The sequence below is a fragment of the Zarconia sp. genome (genome assembly GCF_057467645.1).
This window is the reverse complement of record NZ_JBRJXU010000027.1, coordinates 64,625-89,459: the sequence shown is the minus strand read 5'-3', so window position 1 is coordinate 89,459 and position 24,835 is coordinate 64,625. Positions and strand designations below refer to the sequence as shown.

Here is a 24,835-nt window from a genome sequence, read left to right as displayed (position 1 = left end):
AACGAACAATGAGTGAGTGGCGATCGTTTTCTACTTTGTCTTCTATTCGTTAAAGGCGATCGCCCTAATGGGGAACATCTAGGGAGTTTGGATTTGTCAATGAAGGGGTGAAAATCGCTATGACTTTTATTTAACCAATCGGTACTTGGGTAAGTACAAGGGTGTGTATTGTGATGTGGTATTCCATTGAATCGAATCGAAATATTTTTCGGTCTTCCGCCAAACCCCTAGTGGCGATCGCCGCTTTGACGATGATGTTCGGGGCAACCGGATGCGAGTCGGAAGCCTCCAGAGGAGCGATCGACCCGCGGCCGACCCCACCCCCGATTGAGGCGATTTCCCCGGTCTTCGATCGAAGCTTGCCGGAAATGTCTCCAGAACGGGAGGCGTTGCTGGCGTCGAGTTGGGAAATTTATAAAGAGCGATTCATCCAGGGGGACGGACGGGTCATCGATCGCGAGGCGGACGATCGCTCGATTTCCGAAGGTCAAGCCTATGCCATGCTGCGGGCGGTGTTTGCCGACGATCGCGAAATCTTCGACAAAACCCTCCAATGGAGCGAAAGTAACCTCGAACGCCAATCTCTGGGTTTGGGGAGCGATCGCCTTTGGGCTTGGAAGTGGGGTCAAAAGTCGAATGGAGAATGGGGGATTCTCGATCCCAACTTTGCCAGCGATGCGGATATCGATGCCATTTTTGCCCTGATTCTGGCCCAACGTCGGTGGGGGAATCCGGAGTATCTGGATTTAGCGCGGGGGAAATTGGTGGATTTGTGGGAATATTCGACGTTTAAGGTAGAAGCGTCGGGGAAGCGCTATCTGTTGCCGGGTCCTAAAGATGCCTTCGTGCCGGAATCATCTTTAATTTACCTCAATCCCTCATATTTAGCCCCCTACGCTTTCCGGGTCTTTGCCCAGGTGGATGAAGATCGCGATTGGTTTGCCTTGGTGGGCACGTCCTACGAAATTCTCGAGCGTTCGGGAGACCTCTCGCGGGTGGGGTTGCCCAGCGATTGGGTCGGCCTCGATACCCAAACCGATCGCTATCAAACTCTGGTGCGAGCCAATAACCTGCGCTCCCAGTATGCTTTCGATGCCTATCGGGTCTGGTGGCGAGTATTGCTCGATAAGGCATGGTTCGGTGCTCCCGAGGCCACGGATTTTCTCCGGGACCACTTACAGTATCCCATCGAGCAGTGGCGGGAGGACAAGCAGATCGTCGCCGAAATCGATTTGCAGGGGCAACCCCTGGTGGAATACGACGCCACGGCTCAGTATGCCATGCTCTATCCGGCTTTAGTGGCCATCGAACCGGCAATTGCCGCCGAAATTCTCGCCGAGAAAATTATCGATCGATACGATCGGGGGTTTTGGGATAACGACACGGCGTATTACACTCAAAACTTGGCATGGTTAGGCTTGTTTCCCCCCAGCGCCATCGATTCGCAACTGTTGCAGCCCCCACCGGGGAGTCCCGAACCCACTCCAGAAGCCTCTCCATAGATTGACCCCATAGATTTGCATTTACCCGAAGCCTATGAAGCGCTTTTCTCACCCCCGCCCCCCTCGATCGACCCCCAATCGAGTGCGACGGTTTTGGTTGCGGGTTTTAGGGAGTTTGGTTTGTTCGATCGCCGTTACCCTCGCGGCACATTGGGCCGCCGCGCAAAGTAACGATGCCATTCAAAAGCGGTTGGAAAAACAAGAAGAACAGATCATCGACCAATACAGTATCCCCGAACCGGCTCCCCCCCCCGTTTTCCAAGCCAAGCCCGAACCCATTGCCCCGGCCGAACCCCCCATTTACCAACCGGAACCGGAACTCCCCGAAGACGCACCGGTTTACGAACCGCAGCCCCCCGCCCCGCCACCGCCGGAAGCCCCGCCGCCACCGGACCCGGATTTAGGGGAAGCCGAAAGCGATTTCGACGAGATTCAGCAAGAAATCGAGCCCGAGGTGGAAGGCTCAGAAGAAGAGGAAAAGCCCCCCGAACCGAAAGAAATTGCCCCGAGCGATTACATCCTCCAATTCGATCGCGCTCCAGCCGTGGGCGATCGCTTGCGGTTAACGGGACTCTACGACCAGTCGCGGCTGGGGTTCACCCGCCCGCAAAATTGGAAGCTCAATTCTGTTAAAGCCCTAATCCGCTTCCAGCACTCCCCGGCCTTAATTGCCATTCGCTCCAACCTGACCGTCCAAATCAACGGCACCAGCGTCGGCAGCATCCCCCTGAATCGAACCCAAGGGGAAATTGGCAACGCCCTGTTCGAGATTCCCCTGAACCGGATTCGCGATTACAACGAAATTTCGATCGTCGTTCAACAGCACAACACCGACAACTGCGAACTCGAAGACCCCGAAGACCCCACCCTGTGGACGGAAATCCTCCCGGATTCCCAAATGATCTTCAACTACCAACCCCAACCGGTTCGCCTGGATTTCAGCCGCTATCCCTATCCTTTATTCGATCCCCAAGCTCTCGAACCCAATCGAATCGCATTTTTGCTGCCGAACGTCAAAAGCGAAACTTGGTTGGCGGCCGCTTCCGCCTACAGTGCGGCGTTGGGTCGTCTGGCCGATTATCGCCCCATCGACTTGCGCCTGGTGGAAAGCTTGGAAGAGGTGGAACCCAACGAACGCCTGATTGCCATCGGTTCCCCAGACGAACAGCCCGAACTCCAAAAGCTCGAACTCCCCCTCAAGGTCAATCGAAATCAAGTCCTCGACTCCACTGGCAATCCCTTGCCTTTCGATTTGGGAATTTTGATGCTGACAACGGCCAACGACAACAGCGTGCCGACGTTAGTCGCCACGGGGAACGATCCCGAAGGCGTCGCCAAAGCGGTTGCCGCCCTGGTACGTCCCCAAGACCGGCAAATCATGACCGGCTCGGCCTTGCTGGTGAATCGCCTCGATCCGGTTCCGCCCCCCTCTCCTCGTAAGTGGCCTCGGTTTTTGCCCGAAACCGACGAATTCCAACTCAAAGATTTGACCGCTCCCAACGGGCGACCCTTTGAAGATGTGACCGTGCGCGGCGTGGGGGCCAACCCGATCGAATTCGACTTCAAAGCCCTGCCGGACGATCGCTTCAAACGGGGCAGTTCGATGAACCTGGTGTACAGCTACGGTCCCCAAACCAACCCCCGCACCTCGGCGGTGGAAGTCTTAATCGATGGGGTATTCGTCGGCGGAGCGCGTTTGACCGATCGCGAAGGAGAAGCCCGCAAAACCCTCAAAGTCGATTTACCGGAAAACTTAATTAAGCCCAATTCCCGGATTCAGGTGGCGTTTCGCCTCAATCCCCGGGAGGAAGGAACCTGCGGACGGGTCACCGACGACCAGCTTTCGGGAACCCTCCACGCCGAGACCCGTTTCGATCTCGAACGGGAAAGATCGGTCGAGTTGCCGAATTTGCAACTGCTACAATACGGATTTCCGTTGACCGCCCCCCAAGATTTATCCTCAACGGCAATCGTCCTCCCCGACTCGCCGACGAAAACCGACGTGATGGTGATGTTGAAATTTGCCGAACGCTTGGGTCGGCTGAGCCAATCCGATGCCATCGCCCTGGAAGTCTACACCCCCAGTACCCTCCCCGAGGGCATCAAACGAGAGCGCCACTTGGTGGGGATCGGCACCCAGGAGGAGTTTCCCTTTCCCGAGGTGTTCGAGGCGAACGATTTCAGTTTGGGGAATCTATTCGAGCGTCAGAAGGGGGATACGGCTCTTCAACCCTTCTCCGATAACCAAGGGGTGGTGCGGCAGGTGATTTCTCCCTTTCGGGGCGATCGGGTGTTGCTGGCCCTGACGGCACAAACGGAGGCGGGACTGGTACGTGTGGGACAGATGTTCGAGTTCGATCCCTGGTTCTTCCAACTCCAGGGAGATACGGCCCTGTTGAACGTTCATTCCGCTCGTCCTTCCCCCTTCAAACCGGGCAGCTACGATTTAGAATTTCTCGATCGCGCCCAGAAAGTTCGCCGCATCGAACAAACGAGTTTCCTCGATAAGGTCTCCCGATTTATCCAAGAACGCTGGTACGTCCTGCCCATTGGGATTATTGTCTTAGTCTCGCTCCTGTACGGTTTAGTGCAACTGTATATCAAACGGATGGTGACGTTGGAGGATTCGCAATCGTGACTCGCCCCACCCCCAAAAAACTGTCGCGTCAGACAGAAAATCCGATCGCTCGGACCATTTATTTTCTACCGCGCGCCTTCGAGCGGTTTTTCGATCGCCTCGAACATCGATACCTGCGCTGGTTCGTCCTGTTTCTGCTACCGCTGTCGATTCCCCTGATAATTACCCCTCTCAAGGTCTGGCAGCAATGGATCGTGGCGCTGGTGCTGTTCGCCATCGGTTGGGCGAGCGTCAAAATCGAATCCGAACTCAAAGACCCCAACGTCAGCGAGTACATCCACCTATTTTTGGTTTGGCTGAGTCTGATCGTCACCTCCCGCTATTTATTCTATCGGGTCAGCTATACCCTCAATTTCGATAGTTGGATTAACGGGTTGACCTGTTTGATGCTGTTCGGGGCGGAACTGTACGCGATCGCCACCCTGGTCCTGTCCTACTTCCAAACCCTGAAAATCAAAGACCGCACCCCCATCGATTTATCCATCTTTCCCCAGGAAGAATGGTTGAAAGTGGATATTTACATCCCCACCTATAACGAGGATGTGGAAATCGTCCGCAAAACGGCGATTGCGGCTTTAGCCGTGGACTACCCCGAGGAGAAACGGCGGGTGTACGTCCTCGATGACGGTCGCGCCGAGAAGTACCGCACCCGCCGCCAGCACCTGCGTCAGATGTGCGAAGACGTGGGTTGTACCATGCTCGTGCGCGACAATAACGACCATGCCAAGGCCGGAAATATCAACACGGCGATGAAGCGTACCGATGGGGATTTGATTCTCATCCTCGATTGCGACCACATTCCTTCCCGCCAAATTCTCAAGCATACGGTGGGATTTTTTATGGTCAATCAGAAAGTGGCTCTGGTGCAAACCCCCCACTGGTTCTACAATCCCGACCCCTTCGAGCGCAACCTGCTGACCTCTGGGGTGATTCCGGTGGGCAACGAGCTGTTCTACAAGGTGTTGCAGAAGGGGAACGATTTCTGGAACGCGGCGTTTTTCTGCGGTTCGGCGGCGATCGTTCGTAAGGAGTACCTGCTGCAAATTGGCGGTATTGCCGTGGAAACGGTGACGGAGGATTGCCACACGTCGTTTCGCCTCCATTCCCTGGGGTACGAATCGGTCTACTACGACAAAATTATGGTGGCCGGTCTGGCCCCGGAAACGTTTTCCTCCTACATCGGGCAGCAGGTGCGGTGGGCGCGGGGGATGGCGCAGATTTTACGTCTGGAAAACCCTTTAATCAATCCGAAGTTGAATTTGCGGATTCCCCAGCGCATTTGCTATTTTTCGGCCACCTCCCATTTTTTCTACGGGGTACCGCGCCTCACCTACGCCATCGTTCCGACGCTGTTTTTGCTCTTCGGCGTTCGTCCGGTTTTGGGCTTGGGATTGGAAACCCTCGCCTATGCCTTTCCCCACATCCTCATCGCCCTGAATACCAACTACATCACCTACAAGAACGTCCGCTTCTCGTTTTGGAACGAGATTTTGGAGTTCGTGATGGCCTATCAGTCGGGTATCGTTACCTTTATGGCGCTGATTAATCCCAAACTGGGGTCGTTTAACGTCACCGATAAGGGGGTGGAGGTGACCAAACGCAGCTTCGACTGGCAATCGGTGATGCCGCTCTTGTTCGTCACGGCAATTGTTGTGTCGGCCCTGATCGCGGTTCCGTTTTGGCTGATTTTGCGGCCGGAGGATACGGAAGCGGTTCTGGTGAATGCGTTTTGGTGTTTGTTTAACTTGGTGCTGCTGTCTGCGGCGATTTTGGTGGCTTTAGAACAACCCCAAATGCGACGCATGCACCGTCTCGAACGCAAGCTCTGCGCCCGAGTGTACAGCCAAGGGCAGATGTGGGCGGGAATCACGGCCAATGTTTCTGAAAGTGGGGCACAAATTGTACTCGAATCTTGGCCGAACTTGCCCGATGAGGTGGAGGTGGAGTTGGAGGGGGACTTCGGGACGACGGTGCGTCTGAAAAGTCGGATCGTGTGGATCGAACCGACGAGCGATTCTCAAGTTTCGATCGCCATTCAATATCTCGAACCCACCCAAGTTCAGCTCGATCGCCTCGTGTTGGTGATTTACTCGGAAGTTGAAGAGTGGTACTCTCAAAATCGCGAGAACGTCGATGCGCCGTTTCAATCGTTTTGGTTCCTCGCCAGTGCCATCCGACGAGCCTTTCGTCCCACCAAACCGGCGAAAACCGAGCGGATTCGCAAGCAAATTCAAGCTCACTGTCAGCTGTACTGGAACGGGAACTGGTATGCGGGTACGGCCACGGCCATCGGATTTAAAAGTTTGCGCGTGGAAGGAGTCCATTGGAATCGAGAGGATTTGGAAGCACTTCAACAACAAAACCCGCTGGTGGGGGTGCGCTTGAGTCAGAATCCCACCGATACACCCACCCGCGTCCTGGCGAGGGTGGAGGAAATTGATTGGGCGCAGTTGGAGGAAGACTCTTCGGACATCGATATCGAACTCCAATTCCCGAAATCGTTACGTCAAAAACAGGAGGGGGCGATCGAAGAACTGGTGAAAATGCTGCACTAACCTGAGTTTGGGTTAAGCGATCGATTTTCAAGGCTTCAACGACAGAATCGGGTTGTTGCCGATTTCTGGGTCACGGTATAGCCGTCAGCAGTCAGCTTGCAGCAAAGCCTTGCTACTCAGACGCTGCATCATATGAGATCCGGTTATAGCGCTTCGTCATCAATTGATTGACACGATTGAAGAAATGGGTGTTTGCGATTCCCGATTCCCTCGTTTTGGATAAGCGGTATCGGCTTCGGGAGGCTAAGGGGGTCGTGCCCCGGTGCCGCCCGGGTTGTGGAGATCGAGAGTTAGCATTCTCAATCAAATTCTGTCTGAACTCTAGTATTGAGGCGCATCTGTCAACATTACATAACCAGGGTTCTGGTTATACAGAGATCGTTGTCAGTTCGAGCGGGATGCGATCGCTCGCTCTTGAGACGATCGACCCTCAAACGAACAATTAAAAGGGAGCGATTTCTCGGACTTTGTGGAGAAGCGATAACTTCAGATCGATTTTTTCAGTTCGAGTGCGATCGGCGTTAATTTTTCATCATCCTTGTCTCGATCGAAATGATGACAGAAACAATCACGTTGGAGGAATTTTGAATCGCTCGGTTCGGAACGCAACTTTAGTTGAAAAATCGAGAGTCGATAGAGTAGAATTTCCGATAAAAACTTATCTCCAATACGGCTAGAAATTCACTCGATATGGCAGAAAAGTGCGTTCACCCCTAACAGTCAAAAAAAGCTTGTCACTTGCAAATATTGCTTCAAGAATTAAAAGCAATTGGTCTGGCAAAAAACTTAACTCGACTTTGCTAAGTCAGACATCGACGCATCGAAGACAACTGCATTCGATGCAGACGCTAATGCGTTTTGCAAAATTTCTAATTGACTCTTCATTTGTTGCACTTGATTTTGAACCGATTCAATGCGATCGGAAGGTTCTGACGAGATAGAAGCCATCAGATCGACATCCTTTAGCGCTGGCATCTCTTCTTGAACGAACTTTTGTTCTTCAGAAGACGGCGTTTGAATTGAAGCCTGATTCGCAACTTGAGAGTCTCGCTCTTCAATAAAATTCTCCAACCCACTGGCTTCAAGAACTGATGTAGACAGTTTGAGCTCTTCGAGTTTTTCCTCTGTGGTTTTGAGCGCTTTTTGATGTTGTGCTAACTGTGCCTCTAATCGAGCCGATTGACCCTTAGACTGTTGCCAGCCCGTTATAGCCACACCCGCAACACCAACTACGGCGCTGAGTGTTGTTGCGAGAGCAAGATAAGGGGTAGCAATTTCTCGAATTTGTCCGGTAAAAACGGTTTCATCTTGTAATTCGATTGCCACTTCTTGAGAGCTTAGAACCGCTAAAGGAAGAGTGGATGCACAAAAAACAGTACTTGGAAGTAATAACGCAGAAAGCACGTATTTCTTCAAGGGATTTGTTGTCATAACTTGATTCCTGTAGACTCACCAACTGATGATATAAGATACCGGAATTTATAGGTTTGTTGGGTGAAGCCTACGTGAAATATCTGTAAAGATAGTGTAAAGCTTATTGAACGTTTGTATTAACTACGATTTTAAACAGAAATTATATAAAAGAATTGCAAAGTTAAGTACGATTGCGTAAAGAAAAAAATGGGGACACTCGATGGTTAAATCCGAGTAAATACGGAAAACTGGTGTTTTTCATCCCCAAAACGTAGGTATGTAACCCACGATCGCACCTGAATGAAAGCACCGGTGGAGCCGCAGATGCGACACAACGAAAGAATTGTGAAGCCATTGTGAAGCGATAAAAGACTTTCGGCGTATGCCATACAGAAAGAGGGTTTCAGCGTCTGAAGGCGACCCGATCGCATCCACAACCGCTCACATCATCCCAGATCGAAATCGAAGGCGATCTACCGATCTCACACATTGGGGATCGCTCCTTCGACAATACCGGTGTTCCCCCCCCACCGGGGGGATTAGAGAGACCCCTCATATGCGAGTTTTCTTGTAAATTAACGTCAACCGGACCCTTCGTCTGCGTGTTGTTTCTATCTGCGCGTCTTTTCCCCTAAGATCGGTCAGCAGCCTTACCCAGTGGCGATCCCGGCTCCGAACGGCCGTGGAAACGTCCAAGCTTTAGTAAGATATAAGGCAATAGTGTCCTCGATCGTCCCTGACGGAAATGCATGAGGTGTTCCCGATGTGGCTTGAAGTCTTTGACCGGCTCTAGGGCAAGACTCGGGGAACTCAATCCCAGCAACAATCTCCGATTGTCATTAGAACGTCAAGCGACCTCAGTCGAACCTTGGAAAATTGTGAATCCCTGCTTCTTTGACTCAATCTCCAGGTCTCCCATTCCTCCCAAACCGGGAGTTGGCTGGACTCCCGTTACCATTCGCACGATCCGAGCCCAAGATTTAAGAGAGCTAGCCGATATTCTGACGGAAAGTTTTCATCCTGGCGATGGCATAGCACGCTGGATGCGACCGTTCTTGCGCTTGGGTATTTATGAAGATATGCGGCATCGACTGCGCACTCCATCCTCTCATTACGTTTGTCTTGTTGCCGATGGCGGTGGGGTAAAGGGCGATCGTCTTGTCGGTCTTGTCGAGATCGCCCTGCGGTCTTCCCCCATGTGGAGCGTTTCCACCCAACAATATCCTTATATCTCCAATCTGGCCGTCCGATCGCAATTTCGCCGGCAGGGTGCGGCTTGGCAACTTTTAGCGACCTGCGAGCAAATTGCCAGGGAGTGGGGTTTTTCGGATCTCTACCTGCACGTTCTCGAAAATAACCACCAAGCCCGACAACTCTATCAGAAGTTAGGGTATACATCGCTACAAGTTGAAGAAACCTGGGAATCTTGGCTGCTCGGAAGGTCGCGCCGACTATTTTTGCGCAAGCATCTTGCCGTATCTCAATCTCGGTGAATATAATGTAGATTAGCTTGTCAATGGCAAGCATGATGAGCACGAGACAAAAGCGAAAATATTAAGAGACGTTGTGCTGATTGGCAGAATCCTAAATAGGGGCTTCTGTGATATTCTATTGATAAGGGAAGCGTCGCTCTATTTTTGAAATAGCCGTCTACCTAGGGAGATCGAATCCCAGTTTATTAAGATCGTTTAGATATTTTTAAGCGATCGAAAATCTACTCAAAAAAAGCTGAATCGATCTGTCGTTCGTAGAATATTTTTTGAGGTTAAAGTTGCTAGGAACGGTAAAGTGCTGTTTTTAGCCAATTCGATCGCAGGGAAAGTAGAGGCATGTCGTCTTTAAGTCTAGTTAAATCCGCACAGCCATCTCAGCTTCTGACCCAGCTCAACAGCGGGCAGCTCTTAATCGTCGATGGCAGCCGCCGTAACGGCATCATTATCTACAAGCGGTACTATGCAGAGTTTGCCGGTCCCGGTGCTGCGGTAGGGGGTTTTTTTGACGTTGGCGCTCGTCGTATTCTGCCGGTGGGTGACTTGCAGCTTGTCGCTCCCGAGAAATACGACCAGAGACAGAAAGCGTACCTCATCCGTCGGCATTGGATTCGTTTGACAGAGCAGCTTACGGAAAACCCAGTTCCCATTCAACGCGCGCAAACCTTGGTGACTCAGTTCGAGCACTATTTCGACTCGGAAACGGTGAGTAAAATTCCAGATGAAGCGCTATCCTTGCTCGTTGGCGTTCTACCCAGTACGATTCGCCTCGTACGTCGTCCTGTGAGTCAAAGTCGAAAGCTCGTCACGGTGTCGTAAAAATCGACTTCAGCTCAAGGTTTCGCCCCTCAAATTGAGGGCAAAATCATTGGCTGGAAATCGTAAACAGACAGGAAATCATCTGAAGTTTTTCGCTCGGAATTCGCAGCAACAAACCTGAGTCTTCGCGAAGTTTCTCGCGTTTGAAGGGGGTTGCGCTTGCCTAACGCTCCATATATACGATGGCACGAGCTCAACAGGTTCCACTCAAAATATAGCGCGGCGAGCGAAATTTTTTCAATCGATAAACCCAAGCCTTCAGGGATAAACATTTAGAGATCGGCGCCAGAACCGAGCGCAAATGATTTCGCGGTATCGATCGGGATTTTTGAAAATTCTTAAATCGCTGAAAAAGCGAGGCCTGATGCCTGAAGGCTGAATTCTGACCGAGAAACGGTCAACAGAGCGCTAAATGTATCGATACGTAAGCTTCAATACCTCACCGACTCACTTTTGCGGTAATGTCTTGATGACGTGATGGGGAAAATGACTTTTCCTTGAGGATGCGAGCAAGGCTTATGAGCATTTTGAACTTGATTTCCCTGGTAGGAATTGGGGGTTTGTGCGCGATCGCGTGGCTGGGCTCGGAAGATCGCCGGGCGATTCCGTGGAAAGTCATCATTTGGGGAATCAGTTTGCAACTGACCATCGGCATTCTCGTGTTTCAGGTTCCCTTCACCCGCGATCGCATTGCTGACTTGGGCAATATCCTCAATGTCTTAATCGATGCGAGCGAATCAGGAGCGCGCTTTCTGTTCGGTTCGATCGTCGTTCCCAAGCCCGGAATCGTTCCCGGACCTGGAGATGCGGGTCGTTGGCTTGCCAGAACCCTGGGGGATTCTTACGTGGCCGTTCCCGGCGATCGCCTTGGGGATACCACCCTCAACTTAGGCTATCTTTTTGCCTTTCGTGCCTTACCCCAGGTGATCTTCTTTAGCGCCATCGTCGCCCTTTTCTACCGTCTGGGAATCATTCAACCCGTCGTCAAGGTGTTTGCCAAAATCTTCCGCGCCACCTTGGGCATTAGCGGTGCAGAATCCTTATCCGGTGCTGCCAATATTTTCGTCGGGATCGAATCGGCGATCGCCGTGAAACCCTTCCTGATGGAGATGACCCGCAGCGAACTGTGTGCCATCCTTGCCAGTTGCTTCGGTTCGATCGCCTCTACGGTTTTGGGGTTGTACGCCGGCTTTTTGCGGGGAACGTTCCCCACCATTACCGGACATTTGATGTCGGCATCAATTCTCACCATTCCCGCCTGTTTCGCGATCGCCAAAATTATCGTTCCCGAGAAGGAGGTCCCCAAAACCCTGGGAGTGGTTCCCGAAGACCCCGAAGACGAAGACGCCTCCAAACCCAGCCCCATGGATAGCTTAATTATTGGGGCCATGGATGGGGTAAAAATGGCCGTTGGGATTGCCGCCGTCATCGTCGCCATTATTGGCTTGGTGGCACTGCTCGATTCTCTCTTTGCCGGTTTGGCCGGTTTGGAAAATAGTTCGATCGCTCTGTTGCAACCGATCGGCAAACTTTTTTCAGTGGTGACGTTAAATAATATTTTCGGCGTTCTCTTCGTTCCTCTCACTTTTCTGACGGGGGTTTCCCTCGATTCCCAAGAACTCTGGCAATCTTCCGTTCTCATCGGGCAACGAGTCCTGCAAACCTCGATTCCCCCCTATCTTTCCCTGGCCAACCTGAATGCAACCGGTGCGATTAGCGATCGGGCCATGCTGATCGTCAGCTACGTTTTGTGCGGATTTGCTCATATTCCCTCCATGGGAATTTTCGTGGGAGGACTCGCGGGTCTGGTTCCCGAGCGTCGCCACGAAATTAGCAATATTGCCTGGAAATCTCTGTGGGCAGCGACTTTAGCCACTCTGATGACGGGATGCGTCGCCGGGTTATTCTATTTTGGTGACAGCACTATGGTGTTGGGTAAATAGGAGATGGGTCGATAACGTTGCGCGAGTGCGCGGTTGCGGCTCGTTCCCATAATCGTGCCCGCACAGAGAAATTAAAGCCCAGTGTTGGGTCATGTGCGATCTGAAATCCGGTTGACTCGTGAGTGCGATTGCGGCACTCATTCAGGGAAGGATATCCTCAGGCTGCCATCCATGGCAAACGCGATCGAGATGCTCGTGCTGGCGGGGGCGCTGCCCGAACGAAAGCGTCTAACGCGATCGCATCTGATTTTCAACTCAGGCTTACCGTCACTCGGGAAGCTAGGTCGATCCACTTCATACAGTCAGTCCATACCCAGATTTCAGATCCCTTCGTTCTGATGCAAAACTCCAGTTAAAGTAGGTCAACGAGGATAAAAACCGATGAAGCGAAATCGATTGTGGCAATTGGGTTTAGGTACGCTCGCGACTTTAGTCGTACTCGTGGGTGGATATTTTGGCGATCGAGAACACCCTTCCTTCTATTCTACGAGAGTCCAGGCACAGTCTCCTGGGCCAGCGGCCCCCCCAACACCCGCTCCAGCGGCACAACCGACCCCCGCACCCGCTCCAGCCACCACGCCGGCCCCAGCGGCACAACCGGCCCCCGCACCCGCTCCGGCCACCACACCGGCCCCAGCTGCCCCCCCGACACCGACTCCCACGCCAGCCACTACCCCTGCACCCGCTCCAGTCACCGGCTTACCCGAAAATACCCTCGGATTGAGTTTGGGTCAGGGCACGTATCGAGAAGACGGTCGATTTGAAATCGGTATCCTCGATGGTTATCAAGTTTCTTCTGTCGCGGGCATACCCATTATCGAATCGAGCGATCGCGCTCTAGCATACACTGCCATCGTTCGGCAAAGAGCCACAAACCAAAGTCTGAGTCCGAATGCTCTGGCTCAGATCGCCATCGAAACCTTGCACGGGGGAGAGGGATTTCAACCCGGTGCGGTACAACCGGTTGCTCCCGGAGAAATTCTGTTGCCGTGGACGGGAACCTTGAGTGCGAGTGGCATGCAACCTGTAAGCGGTCGGGTTTTTGTGCGCCAAGTCGATCGAAACGTGCTGATGTTAGTTGTCTCGACAACCGAAGAAGGTCAAGCATCCCTCGATAGCGCGATCGCCGCTTTAGCCGGCAGCCTGCAAACCCCAGATCGGTCAGGATCGCCTTAGCTCGATCGGGGATCGACGCCTCCTCAAAAAGTCTTATCGGACAATACTTTCGCGATCGGGTCAATTTCTGTAAGATAATCCCATGTATTGCCCCCTCGGGCAGTGTCGGGGTGCATGGGCTGTTTTCACAAACAATCTGGGTGCAACCAGAATACTTTGCTCCCCGTACAGTTACATAACTTGTTCAATGCTTGTTGAATGACTTTGAAAACTCAATTGAGTTTCTTGTAATAAGACCAAATGGAGGGCGCGTTTTCCTAGAACTCTTAAATTTAGGAGCGTCAACGCGCAGAACTTATGACTCACATACGGTATCTCACATCCATGCCCGACTGGCTCGGAGCCGATCGCGGGCAGCTATTAGCTCAAGCGGACTTGAGCAGCTTTTTGAACGAACTCGGCTCTACTCTTGGAGAAACGCTACCTAGATTACTCGGAGCAATCGTCATTCTAGTGGCATTTTGGCTCGGGTCGCTGTTGGCGGCCTGGTTTGTCAAAGCAATTCTCAATCGCACGAGTATCGATAACAAAATTGCCCGTTGGCTTTCTGGTTCGCAACGAGGTGCAGACTACCCCATCGAACATTGGGCTTCAGAGACCATTCGGTGGATTGTCTTGTTATTCGGTCTGGTGGCATTTCTCGATGCCCTAGGCTTGGAATTTGTCTCGGGTCCCATCGGTACCTTCCTCGACACCATCTTCGAATATTTACCCAAAGTGGGTGGTGCGGCATTACTGCTGGGTTTGGCTTGGGTTCTGGCAACCCTGGCCAAAACGCTGCTGATGAGAATTTTGGCACCGTTGCGCTTGGACGATCGACTCGCTGAAAGTGGCGGAGAGAGTCCGTTCGTTCTCAGCGAAACCTTAGGCAATGCCCTATATTGGTTTATCTTCCTCTTCTTCCTGACGCCGATTCTCGATACCTTGCAGTTGGAAGGGCCTCTCGGACCGGTTCAGAACCTGCTCGACCAAATCCTCTCCGCACTGCCTCGGGTTCTCGAAGCGGTCATTATCGGTGCGATCGGCTGGTTTGTCGCCCGCATCGTTCGGGAAATCGCCACCAACTTGCTGTCGGCAACGGGTGTCGATCGGATCGGAGAGAGATTTGGCCTCAATTCCACCGAGGGCGGGACATCCCTCTCGGGAATTGCCGGTACGATCGTCTACGTACTGGTATTGATTCCCACGGCGATCGCGGCTTTGGAAGCCCTGCAAATCGAAGCCGTTTCCGATCCGGCGATCGGAATGCTCGAACAAGTCCTCCAATACATCCCGCGCATCTTTGCTGCAAGTGCGATTCTGGCAGTCTTCTTTGCCATGGGACGCTTTGTCAGCGACTTTGTCACCAATATCCTCACGAGCCTCGGCTTTAACAACCTACCTTCGATCCTGGGATTGCCCGGCATGTCTCAATCCCCTGCGGATTCAGCTGCTGATGAAGAGTCCACCACTCTTCAATCTCGCACTCCCGCAGAATTCGTCGGTATCATTGCCTGGGTGGGCGTTATTCTCCTCGGTCTGATTGCTGCGGTTGAAACCTTAGAGTTTGAAGCTCTCAGCGTTATCGTGTCCGGCCTGTTGGTGATTTTGGGACAAATTCTTGTCGGATTGGTCGTGTTCGCGGTCGGTTTGTACTTAGCCAACTTCGCTTACAGCTTAATTGCCAGCTCCGGTAGCTCTCAGTCCCAGTTATTGGGTCAGGCGGCTCGGGTGACGATTATTATCTTTGTCGGTGCGATGGCACTGCAAAGTATCGGTCTAGCTCCGGAAATCGTGAACTTAGCCTTTGGCTTATTGCTCGGCGCGATCGCCGTGGCGATTGCTCTGGCCTTTGGTTTGGGAGGTCGCGATATTGCCGCAGAGCAAACCCGGATTTTCTTGGCTTCGTTCCAACAAAAAACAGGCGCTCGACCCGGAGGTAAAGCGCCTCAAAGACAAGCTCCCAGGTCAACCCCTGAAGCTTAGGTTCCACAGAATGGAGAATTGAGAAAACCAGACTGAATTCTTCATTCTTATTTTAGATTCTAGCGTTTGTGTTTTGGGGAACCTCTCGTAAGCTCGAAAATTCTTTGGAACTTCATGTAGAAGCTCTCCCTTCAACTGAATCGCTTTACGTTTGCGCGCTCAAACCAAAAACGAGGTTTGGGCGCTCTTTTCATTTGGTTACAGCCTTATAGCACTACGCAAATGAGTTAGGACATTTCTAAATTCTGAAACTCTTGCGAGAGTCTACTGTTCCCCGTTCCCTAGCGCGTAGCGCTATATCTTGGTACTTCGATCGCTTTCAACCCCTTTCGGAGCTGAAACCCTTGCTGGGAATAGGATTTAGGTTAAACTCATAAAAATGGCTCAAGTCCTGAAGCTTGTCAGGTTTCTATCATTTCGATCTATAATCCTTGCGATAGAAGGGTTTGAGGTAAAAATAACACCAATTTTTGTCAAAGTACCACTAAACGCAAGGTTAGTGGTGGCTCTCGTTCTTTGGAGCCTTTCGAGCTGACCGCCAATTTACTCGCTCTCGTCCAAACTTATCGCTTCCAAAGACGTTCGGTGATGGATTTCTTCGTCTAACCTCTCATAGCTGGGACGGGTCAGATATCCCTAAATCTTACACCTAAATCCTTAGAATAAATGTCAATAAACAGAGTTCACTCTTTTCCAAAATAGGAAAAAACTTTTCTGATTTTGCTGATATAATTCTTAAACAAAAAGATAAAGATTCTAAAATAAACTTCAAATCTAAGAAAATGAAAATTTTACTTCAACATAATCAAGATGAAGACGATATTTCTTGCGTATTTGCTTACATTAAAGTTCTTTCAATTGGACTTCAACAAAATAAAGTTAAGGTCAGGATTATGACCACCAAAAAAAATAACCTTAATTACTATTTAGAAAACATAGTTTGGGCAGATATTGTTCACTTAAACTCTAATCATTTGCTTTTTGCTTTAATGGCAAAAATTCTTGGTAAAAAAATTATCCTTAAATATCATTATCCAATTTATGGAACGACTCATTTTCAGTATATAAAAATGTCTTTCTTGAAACAGATAAAGGCAGAAATCATTGATTCTATGCCTAAGTTCGATCGTCATATATACGATCGAACTATTTATTCAGTTAGGAGATGGGCAAGACTATGCAAACGACTTGCCACTGCTTCAGTAGCTACTCACCACATTGCTGCCAGTCAAACTTTAAGTAAGTGTTGCATCTTACCCTGGAAAATTACAACCGTCTATAATCCTATAGAAATATCTAATGAATTTAATTATAAAAAATTAACCGACTTATCTTTCCCATATACTTTTGTATTTGCTGGTAGAATACATTATGATAAAGGTATCGATATTCTAATAAAAGCCACACAGTTACTTTTAAATAAACGTCAAGATTTCCGAGTTTTAGTAATTGGAGATGGTCCAAAGTTAAAGCATTTTAAAAAATCATCTTTACAACTTAATGTCTTGAATCATATTCAATTTTTAGGCAAACTTTCTCACGAAGAAGTTTTAGTAAGAATCAAAAATGCACTGGCTTTAGTTTATCCTTCTCGATGGGAGGAACCTGTTGGCTATACTGTGCTTGAGGCTTCTAGTTTACAAACTTGCTCTATTGTCTCTAAGATGGGAGTGTTGTTGGAAGTTGCTAGCCCAAGTAGCTTTTTTTTTGAAAATGAGGATGTTACAACATTAACTAATTGCTTGAATTACTGTCTTGACAATCCTGAAGAAGTAATTGAGAGAGGATTAGAAGCAAGAAAGTATGTCGCCCAAAAATTTTCGCTGAAAGATAGTGTAGATCGAATCTTGACTTTTTGCTCAGACAGCTAAACCTGAATTTCTCACAAAAAGTAGGAAAACTATTCAATTTTTAGGATAACTTTCCTCAATTTTTACCTAACCTGCATTATTCATGAGAACCTTCTCCAAACAGCCGAAAGCCTTCAGTCTCAGTCGATTGATGAGTTGTGTCCAAATTACAGTTTGTAATCGATCGACAATTCCCGAATTCGACGACTGTTAAGGGTTTCAGGCATTTACGATCGGCGTTGTGAATAATCCAGGCTAAGTGACTCTTCCGGTTTTGCTTGTTTTTAAAAATTTCGTAACTACTCAGGTAGAACGCACATTCCACAGGTTAAGGGAAGAGATGAAAGCATCACATCTCAATGATGACTCTCTCCAGAAGGTACTCGACAAAATCTGGGATGATGGCGTGGCTCAACTATTTAGCGCGATCGCCTCCTGAATTCGCCTGAGAACAAACTCTCGCTCTAAATAAGAGAATAATCCCCCCGCTTTCGGTCCGCGTTCTTTACCCAAGAAAGAATAGTAAATTGCCGGAAATGCCACTTTCGGAGAAATCGATCGCGCTTTCGCTGCCGAAAAGATAGCCGTTTGCAATGCCTCGGCATCCCAAGTTTCGAGGGCTGCTAATCCTTCTTTGAGTCCAGTTAAATACTCAATTTGTTCTGGCGTTAAATCTTTGACGGTATCGGGAAGACGATCGAAGTAAATCGTTAGCTTCTCTTCGGGATCGGCATAGTCTTCCAACCACTTTTTGGCGACGGCAATCCGACGATCGATAATTTTCCAATCGTTCTCACTCAGAGGCCGATCGCTACGTTTGTCGATCTCCGCTTTAATATCCAAGTGAGGAACCTGCAACAAAGAGATTAACGTACTCACATCGAACGCCTGGTAGGTTTCTATCTCTTCATCGAGTTGAGAATAAAACAGCGGTAGTAACTCCTTCGTCAGTTCCACCTCAGTTTGAGTTTCGAGTTGTGTTTGATATTTCTCGTTTAAAGTGTCGTAATCCCGAAACAACCGCGTAATATTTTCGTAGTTGGGCGCAAAATTAATCGCCGTTTTCGGCTGCGTCCGCAACATTAAAAAGCGCAATAGTTCTGCGGGAAGTAATTCGGCAATTTCTTTCGCACTCGACCCCACCCCTTTAGATGAACTCATCTTGGTGCCATTGACCAAAATAAATTCGTACGGGGCATGAAACGGCGGTTGTTCCTTTAAAACTTTCCGACAAATGGCATTGGCAACATCCCGAGACCCTCCCTTTTGGGAATGGTCTTTTCCGGCCATTTCAATGGTGACCCCCAGAAGCTGCCACTTGGCAACCCACTCCACTTTCCAGGGCAATTTTCCATTACCATCGAAGGGAGAAGCCCAACCCGAATGTCCGCAACCATCGACGTAGTCGGTGGCTTCGGGCTTGCAGGTATAGTAGACTTCCGAACCGTTATAGTCGGTGACGACCGTGGTGGCAATTTTGCCGCAGTTCTCGCACACGACCTGAAACGGATACCAATTGTCGGGACGACTGGCTTTACTCACCTGTTGATAGGCTTCGCGAACGAGGTGGGCGTTTTTTAAAAATGTATCGATATAAGGATTGAGTTGACCCGAACGATAGAAATCTCTCAAGTAGTACACTTCGGGTTTCACGCCGAGGTAGTCGAAGACTTCGAGAAACTCCCCCATGAAGAATTTAGCGTAATCGCTGCTCGTCTCGTTTGGAGCGGGGACGTTGCACAGCGGAAAGCCTAAATAGGGAGCAAATCTATCTCGATCCAGGTACTTGGGGACGGTATCGAGGGCATCGTAGTCATCGACACCATACAAAAAGCGAACGGGTTTTCCTGCGCGTTTGAGGGCGCGGTAGATGACATCGTGAATGACAACTCCACGTAAAGACCCCACATGAACGCGACCCGAAGGCGTTTTTGAATCGTTAACAACTTGTTCGCCTTGGGTACCCGCAGCAATTTTGTCAGCCCAGAACATAGTTTGGCGCGATCGATTGAAACTTTTTTGAAACTTTATCAGTCTAGCACGGACAATTGAACTGCTTGTTGTTTGAGGGTTATCGTCAAGGGACCGTACCGTTCAATTTGTTGATGTCGAGCGGTGGCGCGAAATTGAAAAAGCCCTCAGATGCGAGTGCAGCCTTTAAGCCCACTCCAATGTCAGGGATGGCATCAAACGCTGCAAGTTTTTCAAGGATTTCCCCTGCCAAGGAATTTGATTCGATCCTTGCACGATCATTTCAACATTCTTCTTGTGACGGACTTTGATGACGAACTTCGAGAGCATGCTAATACCAGAACTATTGAGAAACTCCAGTTCGCGCAGGTTGAGAATAATCTGAGGGGGTTCGGTTTCAGCGACATCATCGAGTAGGGCGATAATGGGTTTGTATTCTTCCATACCACCTAGACGTAGCGACCCCTGGCAGCTTACAGTTGCCGTTTCTTTGTCATACCCGATGCAGTAGTCTTCGGTTTTGATTTCCATAACTTCGTTGTCAGTTCTCAATGGTGACGGGTTTCGCGAGATTGGGATCGACACCCGATCTCACTAAGGTCGAAGATCGAGGGCGATCGCCCCGCTCTGTGTTACTTTCTCCATGGGGAGGACTAAACTATACTGACTATACTGTTAGCTGTACCATTGTAGTCACGGTAATTGTTTTCGGATCTTGGCGTACGGTCTCGAATTTCCATCCGAGTTTGGCAAAGTAGTCGCTCATCATGGTTAAAAAACCCAATCCCGAACTGGTTGGATTTTCTTCGAGGGCATTCTTTTCAAGCTGACGAATGTACATTTCCGCCGGATCGGAAGCCGTAAGTTCCGCAAGGAAATGCTTAAAATGGGGAACCCGCTCGGGGGCGACGCTATTTTGGGTGACAAACATCAGCTGACCGGCATACAATTGAAGCCGGATGCTAATGGGGTAGTGTGACGATTCGTCGTTAAACTTCATTGCATTTTCCAATAATTCATTGGCAATGAAGCCGATCGCACTTTTAATTTCTGCTTGTTTGTGCCTTAAAGCCGGATCGCGATCGTTGCCCAAAAAGAACGTCATCAAGTAGTCTGCCATAAAATCGGCCGATAGTCCGTTATTGCGCCATCGCTGCTTGAGCGGAATCGAAGAAGGAGAAAAACCAATGACCAGAAATTCTTCACTAATCGGTAGTCCTTCATCGAAATCGCCAAAGATTTGAGTCATGGTTGCCAAGTCTCTCCCAAACCACTGATTGCCGATCGACTGCCCTCCATCAGATTTCGGGAATCGCGATCGAGTCTCTAACTTCCGGCGCAAGCAAGTTTGCCCTTACTTTTCGCCGACGAACTGGTGCAGCTTTGACACTTCCTCATCTTAGAAGGACGGGGATTCTTGAGCTAATCACGGCCTTTTTTGGGTGACCCATACTTAGGTCTTACACGATTATGTCTAGTCCGAGTTCAATAGAAGATCGCTCGATCTCTAAATACCCTTTTAATGGACTACTCTCCAAGCGTTTACCTTTTTCAAGGTACGTTTCCGTGTGCCCGCGGTACGCGGATTTCTCCGAAAATATTCTTCTATATCGTTCAGTCCTTCGCAAGACTGACTGCGCTTTTTTTCGAGCGATCGCTGCTCGCGATCTTTCCTTTCTTATTGCCTAGGCAGTCGTATGGCACTGTTTGGACCCGAACTGTCGGGCCGGTTCTCGCGGTTTTTTCACCTCAAACCCACTACATTTTGGCAAAATCCATCTCAGAAGGACGGGGCGAAGCGTAGCGGAGGGTTTAGGTTTCAACCGTTTGGTCAGTTCGTCCCTTACGCAACCGGTGTCCGGCGAAAATCCCGAGACCCACGATGGGACGACCTGTGACGTTGTTGCTACAACCGAGTACATTATAGCCCCAACTTCCCACCTTCGCCGGTCGCTATTTTTGTTTCATCACCAGTAAGGTGATATCGTCGTAAACCTTGTGGGAACCGATATAGGCGCGCACGTCCTCAATCGCGATTTCTCGAATTTGTCGCGCGGATCGATGGGCGTTGCGCTCGACGATTTCGCAGAGTCGATCGAGTCCGTAAAATTCGCCGTTGCTATTCTCGGCTTCGGTAATCCCGTCGGTATACAAAACGACGAGATCTCCGGCTTGGAGTTCGATATGGGTATCGCACACGAAGTCGGTAATATCCGCTTCGATTCCCAGGGGAAAGCCCAAATCGATGGTATCGATTCGTTCGATGTTGCCGTTAGCGCGAAACACGAGGATTTCTTCGTGCTGGCCGCTCGCCCGCAGCTTGCCATCCCGATAGTCTAGCAGAGCCAGGGTGATGTTTTTATCGGAGTTCATCCGTTTGATGTTGTTATAGATCGTCCGATTGAGGACATCCATAAACTTTGTGGGGTCGGTCTCGTTATTTTCGAGTAGCGTCCGGACGGCTGTTTGCACCATCAGCGTCAGAACCCCACTTTCGAGTCCGTGTCCCGTTGCATCCCCGATGCCAATTTTGACCGTTCCGTTACGGGCCAGAACGTCGTAATAGTCGCCTCCGACTTCGGTAGCCGGTTCCATGAAACCGGAAATCTCTAAGCCATCGATTTGCTCTAACTCGTATTCTTTGGGTAATAGCATCTGCTGGAGGCGGCGGCTGACCTCCACTTCGGCCCCCAAGCGGGTATTCTCCGCTTGCAAGCGTCGGTTGAGCATTTGAATTTCTTGGTTGGCGAGTTTGAGTCGGGCTTCGGCTTGCTTGCGTTCGGAAATATCGCGAAAGGTGCCGGTATAGAAGATGCGATCGCCCACTCGCGCTTGGGTGATGGTGGCTTCGAGGGGGAAAATCGATCCATCGGCTCGACGTCCGAACAGTTCCTGTCTTTCTCGGACGAGTAGCTTTTCCACCCAACTGCGATCGTTGGATGGCTCTAAGTTCGGGATTTCAAACAAACCCTCCACCATCGTCCCGGTGAGCTCCTGCGTCGAGTAACCAAAAATCAACTCCGCACTGGGATTGGCCGTGACAATTTTGAGGTGAGGTTGGGTAAACGTGACGATCGCATCGGTGGCGGTGGTGACGATCGCACTGGTGAGGGCAACGGCTTCTTCTAAAGCGTCCATCACCTGGTTGTAGCGGTTGGCAATCTGACCCACTTCGGTAAAAGGCTCCACCGGCACTCGCAAGCTCAAATCTTGGGTTTGGGCTTGGGAATCCATCACCTTAAACAAATCGTGAATTTCGGTTTTCGCTTCGTGTTCCGAGACGTTCAACCCCATCTGTTCGTCTTCGAGAGACACCCGCAAGGGAAAGATGCGATCGATCGATCTCAGCAGCAGGTAAGTCAGCCCAAACGCCCAAATCCCACAGGTTCCAATACCAACAAGCTGGGCGAGGAGTTGCTCGGAGCGTTCTAAACCCGTATGGAGGCGATCGGGATCGGCAAATAAAGCCAGGGCAAAGGTTCCCCAAACCCCTCCTCCCAAATGCACGGGAACCGCATCGACGGCATCATCGATACAAAACCTTTCCAGGAGCTGTTTCAATCCCGTCATCACGGCACCTCCCACACCTCCAATGAGAATCGCTTCGGGGGTGGTCACGTAATCGCAGGATGCAGTAATCGCCACTAAACCGGCGAGGGAACCGTTGAGGAGCAACTCGACCTCGGGCACCTTGCTGCGCCGCCAACTCACGATCATCGCCACGACTAAACCCGCAACCCCGGCCAGAACCGTATGGACCATAATTTGGGCGATGCTTTCGTCGAGGTGCAACATACTGCCCCCGTTGAACCCCAACCAACCCATCCACAACAGCATCGTGCCGAGAACGGACAACGGTAAGTTGGAGCCTTGTATTTTTTGGGGCTTGCCGTCTTTGGGAAAGCGACCGGAGCGCGGTTCGATGACGATGAGTGCCGCCAGGGCAATCCAGCCCCCAATGCTGTGAACGACGGTACTACCGGCAAAATCGACAAATCCCAGATGTCCGAGCCAACCGACTCGCATCCCCTCTGGGGAAAGGTTCCACGCCCAATGACCGAACAGGGGATAAATCAGACCCGAACTGAGGCAGGCGACGAGCAGGTAAGATTGAAATTTCATCCGCTCGGCAACGGCTCCGGACACGATGGTAGTCGCCGTACCGCAAAACATCATGTGAAATAAGAAGAATGCTGCCAGTTGGGGGTTCGATTCGAGGGTGACGAAGAAATTGGTCGTCCCAATGGCCCCCGCTTGAGTCGCACCGAACATCACGGCAAAGCCAAAAGCCCAAAAGAGTGAGGCGGAAATGCCGAAGTCCGCAAAGTTTTTGACCGCCACGTTGATGCTGTTCTTGGAGCGTGTCAGCCCGGACTCCAAGCACATAAATCCTGGTTGCATCAGGAAAACCAAGCCCGCGCAAACCAAGAGCCAAAGAATATCAACCACCGACGACCTGCTCCTTATTGTTCCCCAGTGACTTTCCTCGCGCCATGAGGAGAGGGGACGGTAAAAATTTTGAACGCACGACTCTATTATCTAACACTCCCGGTCGGGTTAAATTCTGGTAAATTTTTTACAAAATTTGCTGGGTTCGAGGGAGATCTCGGGAGCATTCGATCTCGGCTTCAAGCTGATGAGGGGGGTTGAGGCACGATCGACCACCCACAGCTTGGGGTGGTCGGAAGCCACCATCGGGGGAGTCGCCACGACCGAAGAAATCGAACCGCGTTGCCAGGGCCCATCTTTTTTTTCGGTCTCCGCTTCGATAACGCTTCGATGGGTTGTGGATTTTCGATGCTTCATCCCCATCTGAGGAAAAGCGATCTCCATCGGCGACTTAAATTGTTAAGATTATTAACAAATAGTAACGCTAAAGAAAAAATGGCAACCATTAAATTTGTAGATGAAAATAAAGAAGCCCTCTTCGCAGATGGTGCAAATTTAAGGACGAAAGCCCTAGAAAACGGTGTCGATATTTACAAAACCTGGGGCAAGCTCACCAACTGCGGCGGATACGGTCAGTGCGGTACTTGCGTCGTGGATATTGTCGCTGGCATGGAGAACCTTTCCCCCCGCACTAAGTTCGAGGAGCGCAAACTCAAGAAAAAGCCAGAGTCTTACCGTCTTGCCTGTCAGGCAATGGTTCATGGAGATGTGAGCGTTAAAACCAAGCCCTAGGGTTGGCGGGCGCGATCGACGGTGGGATCGACCCGCTCGAGCCTGAAACGTACGGTTAATGGCTCTGTTAAACCGCCGAAATCCTTCTGAATTCCCAGTGCAGTTAACTTTTTCTGTCAAACTCGCCAGGGAACTGTTCCCGAACGTCTATTCCTAATGGTATTGTAAAGAGACTTCGTTTTAAAGTTCTTTAGAGGCCCGATTCGATGGAAACTAACCAGTTAGGCTATCTTGCAAGCCTTCTGTTTGTCATAGTGCCCTCTGTGTTTCTAATTATCTTGTACATTCAAACACAAAGTAGTGAAAAGCAAGAATAAAATTGACGATTTGGC

General features: G+C 50.3%; 18 protein-coding genes. 12 read left to right on the top strand and 6 right to left on the bottom strand.

Annotated elements, in window-relative coordinates:
- Positions 1–173 precede the first annotated feature (173 nt).
- The 3 genes from AC2215_RS04400 to AC2215_RS04390 are packed head-to-tail and all read left to right on the top strand — an operon-like array spanning position 174 to position 6,695.
- Positions 174–1,502: a family 8 glycosyl hydrolase gene (locus AC2215_RS04400; RefSeq protein WP_486808743.1), complete on the top strand. Its 1,329-nt coding sequence runs from the start codon at positions 174–176 to the stop codon at positions 1,500–1,502.
- 34 nt (positions 1,503–1,536) lie between these two features.
- Positions 1,537–4,140 carry a cellulose biosynthesis cyclic di-GMP-binding regulatory protein BcsB gene (locus AC2215_RS04395; protein ID WP_486808742.1) on the top strand — a complete coding sequence of 868 codons (2,604 nt, stop codon included), beginning with the start codon at positions 1,537–1,539 and terminating at the stop codon, positions 4,138–4,140.
- Positions 4,137–6,695, top strand: a complete 2,559-nt coding sequence (locus AC2215_RS04390) for a glycosyltransferase family 2 protein (protein WP_486808741.1) — start codon at positions 4,137–4,139, stop codon at positions 6,693–6,695. Before AC2215_RS04395 ends, AC2215_RS04390 begins: the two co-directional genes overlap by 4 nt.
- Before the next feature lie 786 nt (positions 6,696–7,481).
- Here the strand turns inward: AC2215_RS04390 and AC2215_RS04385 are convergent.
- Positions 7,482–8,126 (bottom strand): hypothetical protein, encoded by a 645-nt coding sequence (locus tag AC2215_RS04385; RefSeq protein WP_486808740.1) that lies wholly within the window; start codon positions 8,124–8,126, stop codon positions 7,482–7,484.
- A 752-nt stretch (positions 8,127–8,878) separates the two neighbouring features.
- Between AC2215_RS04385 and AC2215_RS04380 the strand changes: the two genes are divergently transcribed.
- The 7 genes from AC2215_RS04380 to AC2215_RS04350 all read left to right on the top strand — a co-directional run bounded on the left by AC2215_RS04380 (position 8,879) and on the right by AC2215_RS04350 (position 17,790).
- Positions 8,879–9,601, top strand: coding sequence for a GNAT family N-acetyltransferase (locus AC2215_RS04380; protein WP_486808739.1), 723 nt, complete (start codon positions 8,879–8,881; stop codon positions 9,599–9,601).
- A 336-nt stretch (positions 9,602–9,937) separates the two neighbouring features.
- Positions 9,938–10,417, top strand: coding sequence for a hypothetical protein (locus AC2215_RS04375; RefSeq protein WP_486808738.1), 480 nt, complete (start codon positions 9,938–9,940; stop codon positions 10,415–10,417).
- Positions 10,418–10,935: 518 nt separating this feature from the next.
- On the top strand, positions 10,936–12,360 hold the full coding sequence (locus AC2215_RS04370) for a NupC/NupG family nucleoside CNT transporter (RefSeq protein WP_486808737.1): 1,425 nt from the start codon (positions 10,936–10,938) through the stop codon (positions 12,358–12,360).
- A gap of 381 nt (positions 12,361–12,741) precedes the next feature.
- Complete coding sequence (locus AC2215_RS04365) at positions 12,742–13,536, top strand: hypothetical protein (protein ID WP_486808736.1); 795 nt, start codon at positions 12,742–12,744, stop codon at positions 13,534–13,536.
- Between the two features lie 324 nt (positions 13,537–13,860).
- Entirely contained in the window at positions 13,861–15,501 is a 1,641-nt protein-coding gene (locus AC2215_RS04360; protein WP_486808735.1) for a mechanosensitive ion channel, read from the top strand.
- Between the two features lie 782 nt (positions 15,502–16,283).
- Positions 16,284–17,372, top strand: a complete 1,089-nt coding sequence (locus AC2215_RS04355; RefSeq protein ID WP_486808734.1) for a glycosyltransferase family 4 protein — start codon at positions 16,284–16,286, stop codon at positions 17,370–17,372.
- A 238-nt stretch (positions 17,373–17,610) separates the two neighbouring features.
- The gene (locus tag AC2215_RS04350) at positions 17,611–17,790 is read left to right on the top strand and encodes a DUF4277 domain-containing protein (protein WP_486808733.1); all 180 of its coding nucleotides are present in this window, start codon (positions 17,611–17,613) and stop codon (positions 17,788–17,790) included.
- On the opposite strand, the gene lysS is transcribed toward AC2215_RS04350, so the two are convergent.
- The 5 genes from lysS to AC2215_RS04325 all read right to left on the bottom strand — a co-directional run bounded on the left by lysS (position 17,763) and on the right by AC2215_RS04325 (position 24,155).
- Positions 17,763–19,343, bottom strand: coding sequence for a lysine--tRNA ligase (gene lysS / locus AC2215_RS04345; protein ID WP_486808732.1), 1,581 nt, complete (start codon positions 19,341–19,343; stop codon positions 17,763–17,765). The two genes, AC2215_RS04350 and lysS, sit on opposite strands and share 28 nt — an antisense overlap.
- A 165-nt stretch (positions 19,344–19,508) precedes the next feature.
- Positions 19,509–19,853: a slr1659 superfamily regulator gene (locus AC2215_RS04340; RefSeq protein WP_486808731.1), complete on the bottom strand. Its 345-nt coding sequence runs from the start codon at positions 19,851–19,853 to the stop codon at positions 19,509–19,511.
- A 136-nt stretch (positions 19,854–19,989) separates the two neighbouring features.
- Positions 19,990–20,571 carry a slr1658 family protein gene (locus AC2215_RS04335; RefSeq protein ID WP_486808730.1) on the bottom strand — a complete coding sequence of 194 codons (582 nt, stop codon included), beginning with the start codon at positions 20,569–20,571 and terminating at the stop codon, positions 19,990–19,992.
- 704 nt (positions 20,572–21,275) lie between these two features.
- Positions 21,276–23,723: an ammonium transporter gene (gene amt / locus AC2215_RS04330; RefSeq protein WP_486808729.1), complete on the bottom strand. Its 2,448-nt coding sequence runs from the start codon at positions 23,721–23,723 to the stop codon at positions 21,276–21,278.
- A gap of 156 nt (positions 23,724–23,879) precedes the next feature.
- Positions 23,880–24,155, bottom strand: coding sequence for a hypothetical protein (locus tag AC2215_RS04325; RefSeq protein ID WP_486808728.1), 276 nt, complete (start codon positions 24,153–24,155; stop codon positions 23,880–23,882).
- Positions 24,156–24,206: 51 nt separating this feature from the next.
- Between AC2215_RS04325 and AC2215_RS04320 the strand changes: the two genes are divergently transcribed.
- Positions 24,207–24,503 (top strand): 2Fe-2S iron-sulfur cluster-binding protein, encoded by a 297-nt coding sequence (locus tag AC2215_RS04320; protein WP_486808727.1) that lies wholly within the window; start codon positions 24,207–24,209, stop codon positions 24,501–24,503.
- Between the two features lie 206 nt (positions 24,504–24,709).
- Positions 24,710–24,820, top strand: coding sequence for a photosystem II reaction center protein PsbM (gene psbM, locus AC2215_RS04315; RefSeq protein ID WP_486808726.1), 111 nt, complete (start codon positions 24,710–24,712; stop codon positions 24,818–24,820).
- Positions 24,821–24,835 lie beyond the last annotated feature (15 nt).